We start from the raw sequence: 12,721 nt of genomic DNA, 5'->3' as shown, positions 1-12,721 counted from the left end.
GCGTGAGTGGTGCCCAGCCCCAGCAGCGGGCGCAGCCACAGCCTCAGGCGCAGCCACAACCGCAGCCGCAGGGGCAGGATGCTTCGCAGGGGCCACCGCAGCCGCACCATCCGCCGCGGGCCTATCCGGCTCCGCAGGCGGCCGGGGCGCAGGCGCAGCCGAAGCCCGGGGGCGTGGTCCAGCCGGGCGGCGGCACCCTGGGCGGGTCCGCCCCGGCCGGCGCGGGTACGGCTGGGGGTGCGGGCGGTGTGCAGGGCATGGCACCGGACGCCCGCCGCCGCCCGCGTACCGGCGCCCGTACGGTGCCGCGGACGCGCAAGGCGCGGCTGCGGGTGGCCAAGGCCGACCCGTGGTCGGTGATGAAGGTCAGCTTCCTGCTGTCCATCGCGCTGGGCGTGTGCACGGTCGTGGCGGTCTCGGTGCTGTGGATGGTGATGGACGCCATGGGCGTCTTCTCGGCCATCGGCGACACGATCAGCGAGGCCACGTCCTCCGACGAGGGGGGCGGCTTCGACCTGGAGGCGTTCCTGTCGCTGCCGCGGGTGGTGCTGTTCACCTCGGTGGTGGCGGTGATCGACGTGGTGCTGGCGACGGCGCTGGCGACCTTGGGCGCGTTCATCTACAACCTGTCGGCGGGCTTCGTGGGCGGCGTCGAGGTCACGCTGGCCGAGGACGAGTGAGCACGGGCCGGGTCCCGGAATCGGCGGCGTAAACCGATTTTGGGACCCGGCCGGATGTGCGCTAATCTTTCGGTGCAGCGCGGGGCTATAGCTCAGATGGTTAGAGCGCATCCCTGATAAGGATGAGGCCAGAGGTTCAAGTCCTCTTAGCCCCACCGCGTGAGAGCCCCCAGCCGGTCCGGCTGGGGGCTCTGCTGCGTGGCTGGTGTGTACCTCTGCCCACGCTTCGCGAGCCCTGTGGGTATCATCGGCGCCAGATGGTCATGAGTCTACGAAGGACGAGGTAGCGCGGTGAAGAAGCTTCTCCTGGTCGCACTGGCCGCCATCGGCGGGCTCCTCGTGTACCGCCAGATCCAGGCGGATCGCGCCGAGCAGGACCTGTGGACGGAGGCGACCGACTCCGTGCCCGCAGGTTCGGGTGTGTGACCCTCAACGGGCACAGCAGTCACTCCAGAACCGAGCAGTCACAGCAGGTTCGCACGAGGCCCTGACCGCGTGAAGGCGGTCGGGGCCTCGTCACGTGTTGCAGGACCGTGACGCCACCGCCCCTTGAAGTGTGCTCTTGCAAAGAAATACGGTGCTGGAGCAAAGACATCGAGACAGCCTCGTACAAGGGACGATGGATATGGCACGACACGCCAGGACAAGGGTGGCCACGGCCATCAGCGGGGCATTCGCCGTGCTGGCCACGCTCGGGCCGCCTGCGGCAGCGGTCGGACACACCGCACCGGCCCTCCTGGTCGTTGCGGATGACAACGCCGCCAGCGGCAACAGCTCGATGGTGATGGTGCTGGACTCCTCCGGTTCCATGGCCGACAGCGACGGCGCGGGCAGCACCCGCATCGCCGCTGCCCGCAAGGCCGTCGGCACCGTCGTCGACAGCCTCCCGGACGGCTATCCGACCGGCCTGCGCGTCTACGGTGCCGACAAGCCGCGCGGCTGTGACGACACCCGGCTGGCCAAGCCGGTGGAGGCACTCGACCGCGCGGGCCTCAAGCAGGCCGTCGCCGCTGTCGAGCCCAAGGGCGACACCCCCATCGGCCTCTCCCTGCGCAAGGCCGCCGAGGACCTCCCCAGGACGCCCGACGGCGCCCTCGGCCGCCGCAGCATCCTGCTCATCTCCGACGGCGAGGACAATTGCGGCACCCCCGACCCCTGCGAGGCCGCCGAGCAGCTCGGCGGCAGCGGCCTGGACCTGCGCATCGACGCCATCGGCTTCCAGGTCGGCGGCAAGGCGCGCAAGGAGCTCCAGTGCGTCGCCGAGGCGGGCCACGGCTCGTACTACGACGCCCCGGACGCCAAGGCGCTCGCCCGCCAGCTCCAGCGTGCCGCGCAGCTCTCCGCCGACGGCTACCGCCTCAAGGGCGAGCGGATCACCGGCGGCGCCACCGCGCAGGCGGCCACCCGCATCGGCGCCGGCCAGTACCTGGACACCATCGGCCCCGGCGAGACGCGCTGGTACGAGGCGCCCCTGGACGGCGCCTCCACCGCCGGATTCTCGGCCACCGCCGTGCCCCAGCCCGGCGTACCCGTCTCCAGCCTGGACGGGATCGAGGTGAAGCTGGACGGGACCGGCGAACACCCGCCCACCTGCGACCGGAACCGGTCCTTCTTCGGCCAGGACGAGGGCGCCTTCCCGGTCACCGCAGCAGCCTGGCGCATCCCCTCCGAGGACGGCGGGGCGAGCTGCGACGAGGCGGGCACGTACACCTTCTCCGTCACCCGGAACAGCGAGAACACCTCGGACCAGGCGCGCTGGCCGCTGGAGCTGCGCCACACCGTCGAGGAGCCGCTGGCGAAGGGCGTGACGCCGGCCCAGTCCGCGCCCGAGTACGGCGAGGGCGGCAAGGAGGCCGAGCTGCCCGCAGGGACACCCCGGGACGTGGAGGGCGGCACCGGCTTCAACGACGCCAGGGAGCTGGCGAAGGGCGTCTACCGCGACAAGCTGCTGCCCGCGCAGACGCGCTGGTACAAGGTGGCGGTCGGCTGGGGCCAGCAGCTGCGCTACGACGTGGAGTTCGCCAACGAACCCACGCTGAAGGGGAACAGCGGCACCTACTCCTTCGTCCGCACCAGCGCCTACTCCCCCGGCCGGCACCCGCTGGAGAGCAGCGAGTTCACCGAGCAGAAGATCTACACGGGCCAGCCGACCGCCGTCTCCCTCGGCAGCGTCCCGGTCTCCTGGACCAACCGCTACGAGCCGGCGGCCAAGGTCACCCCCGTCCACCGGAACGGCGACTACTACATCGCGGTGACCCTCGGGGCCGAGGCCGCCGAGATCGCGGAGAACGCCGCGATCGGAGTCGTCCTGCGCGTCGACGTCAAGGGCCGCGAGAAGGCCGGCCCGCAGCACAACGCGCCGCTGAAGGCCGCCCACGACAAGCCCGGCAAGGACGGGGGCGACGGCGACCGCAAGGGGACCGCCGCAGCGGACGGCGAGGACGACGGTGCAGGATGGGGCGGTCCGGCCGTCGCCGCGATCGCCGGCGGGACCGGCGTGGCGCTGCTGGCCGGACTGGCACTGGCCTACCTGCGGGCGCGGCGAGGGAGCAGCGGGAGCAGCGGCCACAGCGGGAACAACGGATCGACGACGGGAGGCGCGTGGTGATGCGGCGCACGACGAAGGCTGGCCTGGCGGTGACGGCCGCGCTCTGCGCGGTGGCGGCGCTGCCGGGCACGGCGACGGCGGAACCGGGCGACCTGCCCGGATACCGCACCGCCGACGACGCGGAGGCCCGCAAGGGCACCGCCAGCAGCGCCGACGGCCCCCGGCTGGCCAAGGACGGCACCTACAGCGACAAGCTGGCACCGGGGGAGAAGAAGTACTACAGCGTCGAACTGGACGCGAAGTCCGGCGCCTGGCTCTCCGCCGTCGCCCAGCCCGAGGCGGGCAGCAAGGTCGCCTTCAACGACGGCCTCACCGTCACCCTGGAGGGCACCGACGGCACCAAGTGCGACAGCAGCGAGGTCACCTTCGGCTCCGACGGCACCGCCCGTCCGCTGTCCGCCACCGCGGGCCGCACCGTCACACCGGACGGCGACTGCCAGGACCCCGGGGTGTACAACGTCTCGGTCGAACGCGCCGGCGAGGCCACCTCCGACCCCAGCGCCTGGCCGCTGGAGCTGCGCTTCATGCAGGAGCCGCCGGTCAGGGGCAGCGTCCCCACCACCCCGCCGGAGCGGGAGGACCTGCCGACCGAGCCGCCCGAGGCGCCGACCGGCGAGCCGAAGCGGATCAAGGGCGGCACCGGCTTCAACGACGCCGCCGGCATGGCCGAGGGCGTCTGGAAGGACCGCCTCAAGCCGGGCGAGACCCGCTTCTACCGGGTGCCCGTCGACTGGGGCCAGCAGCTCGTGATGAGTGCCGAGTTCGGCACCACCCAGGCCGCCGAGACCAGCAGCTACACGAGCGACGGCGTGCGCGTCGACCTCTACAACCCCGCGCGCGGCCACGTCGACGGCGAGGGCGCCATGTACCGGGCGGACGAACCGGCGGCCGTGCCGCTGGCCGCCGCCACCGTCGACTACGTCAACCGCTTCGCCTACGACGACCCGACCTCGCAGACCGGCTTCGCGGGCTGGTACTACGTCTCCGTGCACGCCAAGGCGGAGATGGGCGAGTTCGTCGACGGCTCGGTGCCGGTCACCCTGCGCACCACCCTCACCGGCAAGCCCCAGCCCGGCCCCTCGTACGAGGGGGACGCGGCGAAGGCGGGCTTCGGCGTCAGCGGCGAGGACAAGGAGCAGGCCGCCGACGGCGCCACCGCCGACCAGGCGGGGCAGGACGAGGGCGACCACCAACTCCTCGCCTACGGCGGCATCGGCGCCGGGACGGTGCTCCTGCTCGTCCTCGTCGTGTGGACGCTGACCGCGCGGCGGCGGCCGCAGATCGCCGACGCCGTGCCGTACGCGGGACCGCCCGGCGGGTACGTGCCCCAGCCGGTGCCGCCGCACGGCTACGGGCCGCCGCAGCAGCCCTACCAGCAGGGGCGGCCGGACGGCGACTGGGGGTAGCGGGGCCGCCGGGGGCGGCCGGCAGCGGGCGGCTCAGCCCGCGAGCAGCGCCCAGATGCCCACGGCGAAGCAGAGCAGCGCGAGGACCAGCACCGGGACCGCCACCTTCGGGGGCGGTCCCGGTCGCCGTACGGGCTGCGGCGCCTGCGGCTGCGGTGCCTGCGGCTGCATGGGCGGCGGCGCTGCTTGCAGCTGTGCCGCCTGGGCCTGTGCCGCCTGCGGCGGGCGCTGCTGCTGCGGCGCGTGCGCGGTGTAGGGCTGGGTCGGCGTGGCCGGGGTCACCGGCTCCACGGCCGGCGGACCGCCGTACGGCGTCGGGGGCGTGCCGGGCCGCAGGCCGACGGTCGCTCCCGTCACGGGAGTCGGGGGCGGCGTGACCGGCTGCTCCGGCGGCGCCAGGTGGAAGCTCCCGGTCGGCGGCGCGGCGGGTACGGCAGGCACGGCGGGTGCCGCGCCGGTGCCCCCGGTGGCGCCGGTACCGGTGTGGTCCCCGATGGCGCCGGTGCCGGTCGCCGTCGGCGCCCCGCCGGTCACGCCCGCCGCACCCGGCAGCCCGCTCGCGACGCGCAGCGGCCCCTCGGGCCCGAACCCCTCCGGCAGCGGCCCCAGATGCTCGAAGACCTCCACGACCTCCCGCTCCAGCGTGCCCTCCAGGACGAGCATCTCCGAGGCCCCCGCGAGCGCCTTGCGCGCCCCCGTGGCCGTACGGAACCTGTCCTGCGGGTCCGGCTGCAACAGCGTCCCCAGCACCTGCCACAGCGGCTCCGGGACGCGTTCGGGCGCGCCCGGCACGCCGCCGCCGTTCTCGTACCGCTCCACCAGGCCCAGCGCGTCCGGCTTCTGCCCGGTCAGCAGGTAGAGCCCGACCAGGCCCACGGCGTACAGGTCGGCGGTGAAGTCCGGTTCGGCGCCGCCCATCTGCTCCGGCGAGAAGTAGCCCGGGGTGCCCACCACGTAGTTCATGTCGGTGAGCCGGGGCTCGCCCTTGCGCATGGAGATGCCGAAGTCGGACAGCCGCACGTGCGGGCGGCCGGTGCCCGTCGGCTCCAGCAGGATGTTCGCGGGCTTGATGTCGCGGTGCACCACGTCCTCGGCGTGCACCGCGTTCAGCCCGGAGAGCAGCTGATCCAGCAGGACGCACGTGAAGGAAGGCGGCAGCGGGCCGTAGTCGCCGATCAGGTGGGCCAGGGAGCCGCCGCTGACCAGGTCCATGGTGAAGAGGACCTTGTCGTCGTCGGCCGCCCAGCTGGCGGGGGCCAGCACGTGCGGGTGGTCGATCCGCAGGGCCTGCTCCCGTACGAAGCGCAGGAGCGTGTGGGCGTCGCGCTGCTGGAGCACCTTCGCCGCGACATAGCGCTTCCGCCGGTGGTCCCAGGCACGCCACACCTCGCCCACACCACCGCGCCCGATCGGGTCCGCCAACTCGTAGCGCCCCGCGAAGATCTCACCCATTCAGCTTTGGTGCTCCTCGTAGTGCTTCACCGCGTCCGAGGTACGGCCGGCGCCGTACACTTTCAGGAACTCTGCCAGCTCCGGATGGGTGGGCGCCAGCGCGGCCGACGCCTCGAGGATGTCCGCCGCGTCCGAGACGGACCTCAGCAGCGACTGAATCTCCCGGACCACCCGCTTCACGGGGGTTTGCGTGGCGCCGGAGGAAGACGTCTGCGAGGTGTTGTTCAGCACACTGCCGCCCGCCGTCCGGCGGATCTCGTCCATCCGCTGCGTCGCGTCGGCGGCGCTCACATCCCCTCGTGCGACATCCGCGGACAGATCCTGGAGCGCCTGCACCCGCTGTACGACGGCGGGGTTGCCGATCTTGGCCCGCTGCCCGCTCATCAGCTGGGACAGCATCGGCGCCGAGAGCCCGAGGACGGTCGCCAACCGTGCCTGGTTGAGCCCGAGATCGTCGATCAACCGGCGGAACAGCGTCCCGAGCGGCTCTCCGTACCACTGACTCTGCAGTTCCTGCGCCTTGGCAGCGGCTTCTTGCTGTGCTGCGTCCATCACGTCTCTCCCCTGGACTCCCCAGTCGTCGCTTCGCTGGCGCGAACTTGCGGAGCATCCTACGGAGGGTGATGCGCACAGGGCGATACCCGGTCGGAATTCGTCCCCAGGACCCGGTACTCTGGTCGGAAGCGGGGCCTTAGCTCAGTTGGTAGAGCGCCGTCTTTGCATGGCGGATGTCAGGAGTTCGACTCTCCTAGGCTCCACACTTCAAGAGGGCCCCTGACCTGCGAAGCTGTCGGTCGGGGGCCCTCTTCGTGCCGGTGGCGCCGGCGCCGTGCGAACTGCCGGGATGCCCCAGACGAGCCACACCAGGCACGGTTTGCTCCCCGCGATCAGGTAATCCGCGAACCAGGGCGCGGCAAGGACCGTTGACGGGGCGGCCCTCAGCCGGTGTAGGGCGTGGACAAAATCCTGCGGCTCGCTCCGGCTGGTGGCATCCGACCATTGATTAAGGAAACGCTTGACTATGAACGCGTGCCGACTCATAGTTAAGGACATGCCTAACTATGGCGGATCACTGGACCGGGTGTTCCAGGCGCTGGCGGACGGAACGCGTCGGGCAATGGTGGAGCGCCTCATCCGCGGACCGGTCTCGGTCAGCGAGCTGGCCAGGCCACTGGAGATGTCGCTGCCGGCGGTCATGCAGCACATCCAGGTGCTGGAAGCCTGCGGGCTGGTCAGGTCCGAGAAGACCGGCCGCGTCCGCACCTGCCGCATCGAGCCGGATGGGCTGCGGGCGGCCGAGGACTGGCTTGCCGAGCAGCGCACGTCCTGGGAACGCCGCCTGGACCGGCTCGGCGAACACCTGCTCGATGACCCCGGCACCCCGGAGTGAGGAAGCTTGTCATGACCGACCGTTCTGTCACGCACGCCACGTTCACCCTCGAACGCCTCTACCCGGCCGCGGTGGCCCGGGTGTTCGCCGCCTGGGCCGACCCGGAGGCGAAGGCCCGCTGGTTCTCCACGCCCGACGCTGAACATGAACTGGACTTCCGGGTCGGGGGCCGGGAGGTCAACCGCAGCCGCCCGGACAGCGGCCCCTCGCTGACGTTCGAGTCGTGGTACCGCGACATCGTCCCGGACGAGCGCCTCGTCTACACCTCCGTGCTGCACGTGGGGGACGACCTCGCCGCGGCGTCGCTGACGACCGTGGCGTTCGGCCCGGCCGACGGCGGCACCCTGCTGGTCCTCACCGAGCAGGGCGCCTTCCTCGACGGCCGGGAGGAGCCCTCCTGGCGGAAGCACGGCACCGGCGACTGGCTCGACAGGCTGGGCGTCGAGCTGGGTGCGGGAGGGCACGGGTGAGCCCGCGGCCGTCCCCCTCGAAATGGCGGGTGCTGGTGCTGCTGGGCACGGCGTTCTTCATGACCATCCTGGACGGCACCAGCCTGCTGACCGCCCTGCCTGCCATCGAACGGGAGTTCCAGGCGCACGGCGCCGCCGTCTCCTGGGCGGTCACGGCCTACGCGCTGGCCTTCGCCGGCCTGCTGCTGCTGTGCGGACGCGCCGCGGATCTGCTCGGCCGCCGCAGGGTCTTCCTGACCGGAATGTCGCTGCGCGTGCTGGCCTCGCTGGGCTGCGGGTTCGCCCCGTCGGTGGAGGTGCTGGTCGCAGCCCGCGCGCTGCAGGGTGTGTCGGCCGCGATCATCGCCCCCGCCGCCTTGTCCATGGTGATGAACGCCTTCTCCGAAGGCGCCGAGCGGAACAGGGCACTGGGAATCTGGGGCGGCATCGGAGGATTCGGTGCCACTGCCGGGCTGCTGCTGGGCGGCCTCATGACCCATACGCTCGGCTGGCAGTGGGTCTTCTGGATCAACGTCCCGGTCGGGGCGGCCGTGCTGGTCCTCGCGCCGATGATGCTGAGCGAGAGCCGCAACCAGGCGCGGGTCCGCTCCTTCGACCTGGCGGGGGCGGTGACGGTCACCTCGGCGCTCGTGCTGTTCGTCTACGCCATCACCAGCGTCCCGGACGTCGGGTGGTCCAGCCGCCACGTCCTCGGGCCGCTGGCGGGTGCGATGGCGCTGACCGGCTTGTTCGTCGTGATCGAACGGCGGTCCAAGGCCCCGCTGGTGCCATTCGATGCCCTGCGGTCGCGTTCCTTGGTCGGCGGCAACCTCCTGCTCCTCGTCACGGGCATCGCGGTCGACGGCATGCTCATCGTGCTCACCGCCCACGCGCAGTCGGTGCTCGACTGGTCGCCCGTGCGGTTCGGCCTCACGGCCGGGGTGATGACCGTGGCGGCCGTGGCCGGTGCGCTGGTCTGCCAGCGGGTGGTGACCAGGGTCGGCGTGCGTCCGGTCGCGGTCGTCGGTACCGCGCTGCTCGGCGGAGCCTGCCTGCTGCTCAACCGGGTGGTCTCCGAGCACAGTTCAGCGCAGCTCCTGATTCTCGCCCTGCTGGTCTTCGGGGCGGGTATGGGTACGGCCACCGTCTGTGCGCAGATCGCCGCGTTCACCGGTGTCGCCGAACGGCACTCGGGTCTGGCCGCCGGGGTCGCCGATACCTGCTTCGCCGTCGGCACCGCCCTCGGCGTAGCCATGGCCGGCAGCATCGTCACCGCGCACGCGACCACGCCTGGGACCGCCGCACCGCAGACGCTGGTTCCCGGTCATCAGGCCGCGTTCGCCATGGTCGGCCTCGTCGCGGTACTGGGCGTGGTCATCGCGCTGGCCATGCTCGGCACGCGCGCGGCGCCGGTCACCCAGGAGGCCGCGGCGCCTCCCGCTGACGAGGGTGTCCACACCGACCGCCTTCCCGCCTGACCCGTTCCTGATCAGCCCGGCGGATGAGCCCGGCGGATCAGCCGGTCAGGTTCGCGAAGACCGCTTCCCAGGCTGCGGAGGCGCTCAGCGACGTGGGACCAGTCTGTTCCATGAGCGCGGTGAGGACCGGGTCGGGAGGATTCGTGGCCCGGTGCGCTGCCTCCGAGACCCTGACAAGCAGGGAGACGAAGGCATGCAGATCGCCGGCCAAGGTGACCGGAGCAGCCTCGAGTTCGCGAGTCAGCAGGAGAACCGAGCCTTCCCTTCCGTCCAGGCAGAGAAAGCCGTCGAGGAAGAGGCCCAGCGTCAGTACGTACTCCGATCGGGCCCAGGCGGGAAGCGGAACTCCGGTCAGAAACTCGTGCAGGGGTCTCATGCCGTACAGGTCGGTCACGAGGGCATCGCCGATGCTCGTGGGTACGCCGATGTGCTGGAGAGTGAACCTGGCGCGGCTCTCCACCAGTTGCTCCGGGATCTCCTCCGGGCGCAGCACCGGCGCCAGAGCGGGGCCGAAGACTCGGATCATCTCCGAGCGAGACACAGAGGCCATCTTCCGCTCCTCACCAGCCGGTTCGCTCCAGGTTCGACGCGGAACACTCTAGCGATCTTGAGTGGTGGTACCCGCCGAGGCGGAGTGGGGCGAGGACGGCCGCCGGGCACCGGGATCATGGGGGCATGGCGCGACTTCACGACATCGTCTTCGACAGCGCTCGGCCTGCGGCCACGGCCCGCTTCTGGGCTGCGGCCCTGGACGGCTACGCCGTCGCGCCCTATGACGAGGCGGAACTCGCCCGCCTGCGTTCCGAGGGCATCACCAGCACCGAAGACGACCCCACCGTGCTGGTGGAGCCGGCCGGCGGCGGGCCCCGGCTGTGGTTCCAGCTCGTGCCGGAGGCCAAGAGGGTGAAGAACCGCGTGCACCTGGACCTGCTCGCCGCGGACCTGGAGGCGGAGGTCCGACGCCTGACCGCCCTGGGAGCGACCCTCCAAGCCCGGCACACTAACGGCAACATCGTGCTGACCGACCCCGAAGGAAACGAGTTCTGCCTGTCCGCGGCGGACCGGTGAGCGGCCGGAAGGCGAGCACGTCCGAGCCGAACTCGGTCCCTACGTCCGAGAGCGGTCAGTCGGGGTACTGGTCGGTGTGGAAGCTTTCGCTGTACGGCCGCCGTCGCCAGGCTGCGCCCCGGCCGAACGTTTCCGCCTCCTGGTCCGTCAGGCAGAGGACGGAAGGAGCCGTGGATGTCACACGTGCGCATACTTCGGCGGCTGCCGCGGGCACGCCGGTTGTGGGCAGCCCTGGCCGTGGCGGGGCTGGTTGCCGCATCGGCGGGGGACGGCGCTGATCCGGCGGCGGCGCGGAGCGGGTACGCGGCGCGGGGCAAGGTGCCGTGGAGCGGCATGCTGCCGTGTACGCGGGTGGTCGCGGAGGGGGATGTGGTGTCCGTGCGCGACGCGCGGCGGTCGGGCCGGGTCGTCCTCACCTTCGACGTGCGGGAACGGCTGTGGTCGGGCGAGGGCGAGCCGCGGATCTCCGTGGACGTTCCCGATCCGGCCGCGCAGGGGGCCTACGAGCGCTGGAAGCCGGGTGAGCACCTGCTGATCGTGGTCTCGCAGTTCCCGGACCAGCTGGTGTCGGACTTCCGCGGCTCGGCGATCGCCCGTACCCGTGCCCAGATCGAACCCCAGGTAGCGGAGGCGGTCGGCAAGAGGTGCCGGCTGACCGGCACGCACCAGGACGCGAACTCCTAGGCTCTGCAAGCGCGTTCTTCGCGGATCAGCTCGCGGCGGCCGTCTGGTGCCGGGGTCTCCCCGCCGCAGGCAGGAGACCCCCGCCGCCCCTCGCTCAGCCGCCCGGCTCCGCGGGCAGGTTCGCCGAGCCGACCAGTACCAGGCGGAAGAGCTGGTTCACCCCTCCGTGGCGCGTGTACTGGACGATCGGCGTGTGGTCCTCGGTGCGGGACTCCAGGACGTCCAGCCGCTTGCCGGCGAACGTCCCGATCTCGAAGAGGCCCCGGCCGACCGGGTGGAGGGAGAACCGCTGGTTCGGCCCTCCGTGGCGCGTGTACTGGACGATCCGCGTGAAGTTCTCGGTGCTGGCGCCCCAGACGTCCAGGCACTTGCCGGTGAACGTCCTGATCTCGTACAGCCCGTCACCGGTGGGGTGGAAGGTGAACTGCTGGTGCGGCTCGCCGTGGCAGTTGTACTGGACGATCCGTGTGTGGTCCTCGGTGCTGGCGCCCCAGACGTCCAGGCACCTGCCGGCGAACGTCCAGATGTGGAACGGGCCCAACGCGCCACCGCCGAGCCGCCGCAGCGCCCGCGCGAGGGTGGCGGCATCCGGGTACCGCCGGGCGGGGTCCTTGTCGAGCAGGGTCAGCACCAGTTCGTCCCAGTCGGGCGGGACGCCCTCGTGCACCGCGCTGGGCGCGGGCGGCTGCTGGGTGGAGTGCGCGGTGAGGTGACCCATGGCGTCGGGGGCCTCGAACGGCTGCCGTCCGGTGAGCAGTTCGAAGAGCAGGCAGCCCAGCGCGTACTGGTCGCTGCTGAGCTCCGGGTATCCGCGAGCCTGTTCGGGGGCCATGTACGCGGGTGTGCCCACGATGAAGCCGGTCCGGGTGACCCGGGTCGCCTCGGGGTCGGCCGCCTTCGATATGCCGAAGTCGAGGACCTTCACGACGCCGGAGGGGGTGACGAAGACGTTGGACGGCTTGATGTCCCGGTGGATGATTCCGGCCTTGTGCGCGTCGTCGAGCGCGTCGCAGATCTGCGCGCCCCACCGGGCCACGTCCGGCAGCGCGGCGGCGCCCCGGCTCAGCACCGAGTCCAGGCCCTCGCCGCGGATCATCTCCATCACCAGGAAGGGGACGCGGTCGTTCCCCGCACCGGTCTCGCCCAGATCGTGGACGGTCACGATGTTGGGGTGCTGCAACTGGGCGGTGATCCGCGCCTCGCGCAGGAACCTGGCGCGTTCCTGGCGGCCACGGCTTCCGCCTCCGGCGAGCTGGGAGAAAAGCTTGACGGCGACGGGGCGCCCCAGCGTCTCGTCCTGCGCCTCCCACACCTCCCCCATCCCGCCCTCGGCGAGCTGCCGCACCAACCGGTATCGGTCCGCGAGTAGTTGGTCCCGCACGGCTGCGCCTCCCGCGTCTGGGACATCGCTGCCCCTCACCGCTCACGGGCGGAGCGCCGCGAGCGCGATCAGTGTCGCCTATGCGGCCGGTCGGGAGCGACAGGGTGGCCGCCGCTCCTGTGCGC

Annotated in this window: 13 protein-coding genes and 2 tRNA genes; 11 read left to right on the top strand and 4 right to left on the bottom strand. The window is 71.9% G+C overall.

Features of this window, described 5'->3' with window-relative positions; all coding sequences use genetic code 11:
• The first annotated feature begins 2 nt into the window (after positions 1-2).
• The 5 genes from H299_RS0114405 to H299_RS34190 all read left to right on the top strand — a co-directional run bounded on the left by H299_RS0114405 (position 3) and on the right by H299_RS34190 (position 4,694).
• Positions 3-680, top strand: a complete 678-nt coding sequence (locus H299_RS0114405; RefSeq protein WP_027748973.1) for a DUF3566 domain-containing protein — start codon at positions 3-5, stop codon at positions 678-680.
• 81 nt (positions 681-761) lie between these two features.
• Positions 762-835, top strand: a tRNA-Ile gene (locus tag H299_RS0114400).
• Between the two features lie 136 nt (positions 836-971).
• Positions 972-1,106 (top strand): DLW-39 family protein, encoded by a 135-nt coding sequence (locus H299_RS40430; RefSeq protein ID WP_003958712.1) that lies wholly within the window; start codon positions 972-974, stop codon positions 1,104-1,106.
• Positions 1,107-1,305: 199 nt separating this feature from the next.
• Positions 1,306-3,288 carry a VWA domain-containing protein gene (locus H299_RS34195; RefSeq protein ID WP_051262476.1) on the top strand — a complete coding sequence of 661 codons (1,983 nt, stop codon included), beginning with the start codon at positions 1,306-1,308 and terminating at the stop codon, positions 3,286-3,288.
• The gene (locus tag H299_RS34190; RefSeq protein ID WP_158692332.1) at positions 3,288-4,694 is read left to right on the top strand and encodes a hypothetical protein; all 1,407 of its coding nucleotides are present in this window, start codon (positions 3,288-3,290) and stop codon (positions 4,692-4,694) included. The genes H299_RS34195 and H299_RS34190 overlap by 1 nt, the downstream gene beginning before the upstream one ends.
• Positions 4,695-4,727: 33 nt before the next feature.
• Here H299_RS34190 and H299_RS0114380 read toward each other — a convergent pair whose 3' ends face one another.
• Positions 4,728-6,146: a serine/threonine-protein kinase gene (locus H299_RS0114380; protein ID WP_027748972.1), complete on the bottom strand. Its 1,419-nt coding sequence runs from the start codon at positions 6,144-6,146 to the stop codon at positions 4,728-4,730.
• Positions 6,147-6,698 carry a DNA-binding protein gene (locus tag H299_RS0114375; RefSeq protein ID WP_027748971.1) on the bottom strand — a complete coding sequence of 184 codons (552 nt, stop codon included), beginning with the start codon at positions 6,696-6,698 and terminating at the stop codon, positions 6,147-6,149.
• A gap of 133 nt (positions 6,699-6,831) precedes the next feature.
• Between H299_RS0114375 and H299_RS0114370 the strand changes: the two genes are divergently transcribed.
• The 4 genes from H299_RS0114370 (at position 6,832) to H299_RS34185 (ending at position 9,463) form a co-directional block, all read left to right on the top strand.
• Positions 6,832-6,904: transfer RNA gene (locus tag H299_RS0114370), tRNA-Ala, on the top strand.
• Positions 6,905-7,197: 293 nt separating this feature from the next.
• On the top strand, positions 7,198-7,536 hold the full coding sequence (locus H299_RS0114365; protein ID WP_037759115.1) for a metalloregulator ArsR/SmtB family transcription factor: 339 nt from the start codon (positions 7,198-7,200) through the stop codon (positions 7,534-7,536).
• 11 nt (positions 7,537-7,547) lie between these two features.
• Positions 7,548-8,006 (top strand): SRPBCC family protein, encoded by a 459-nt coding sequence (locus tag H299_RS0114360; RefSeq protein WP_027748969.1) that lies wholly within the window; start codon positions 7,548-7,550, stop codon positions 8,004-8,006.
• Entirely contained in the window at positions 8,003-9,463 is a 1,461-nt protein-coding gene (locus H299_RS34185) for an MFS transporter (protein ID WP_158692331.1), read from the top strand. The genes H299_RS0114360 and H299_RS34185 overlap by 4 nt, the downstream gene beginning before the upstream one ends.
• 37 nt (positions 9,464-9,500) lie before the next feature.
• On the opposite strand, the gene H299_RS0114350 is transcribed toward H299_RS34185, so the two are convergent.
• Entirely contained in the window at positions 9,501-10,013 is a 513-nt protein-coding gene (locus tag H299_RS0114350) for an SUKH-4 family immunity protein (RefSeq protein WP_027748968.1), read from the bottom strand.
• Between the two features lie 125 nt (positions 10,014-10,138).
• On the opposite strand from H299_RS0114350, the gene H299_RS0114345 reads away from it, so the two are divergent.
• Positions 10,139-10,531, top strand: coding sequence for a VOC family protein (locus tag H299_RS0114345; protein ID WP_027748967.1), 393 nt, complete (start codon positions 10,139-10,141; stop codon positions 10,529-10,531).
• Between the two features lie 174 nt (positions 10,532-10,705).
• On the top strand, positions 10,706-11,215 hold the full coding sequence (locus H299_RS0114340) for a hypothetical protein (protein WP_158692330.1): 510 nt from the start codon (positions 10,706-10,708) through the stop codon (positions 11,213-11,215).
• Between the two features lie 94 nt (positions 11,216-11,309).
• Here H299_RS0114340 and H299_RS39615 read toward each other — a convergent pair whose 3' ends face one another.
• The gene (locus tag H299_RS39615; protein ID WP_158692329.1) at positions 11,310-12,596 is read right to left on the bottom strand and encodes a protein kinase domain-containing protein; all 1,287 of its coding nucleotides are present in this window, start codon (positions 12,594-12,596) and stop codon (positions 11,310-11,312) included.
• Positions 12,597-12,721: the final 125 nt, after the last annotated feature.

It is taken from the genome of Streptomyces sp. CNH287 (assembly GCF_000424825.1).
Note: the sequence above shows the minus strand (reverse complement) of the source record. Positions and strands in the feature narration are given on the sequence as shown.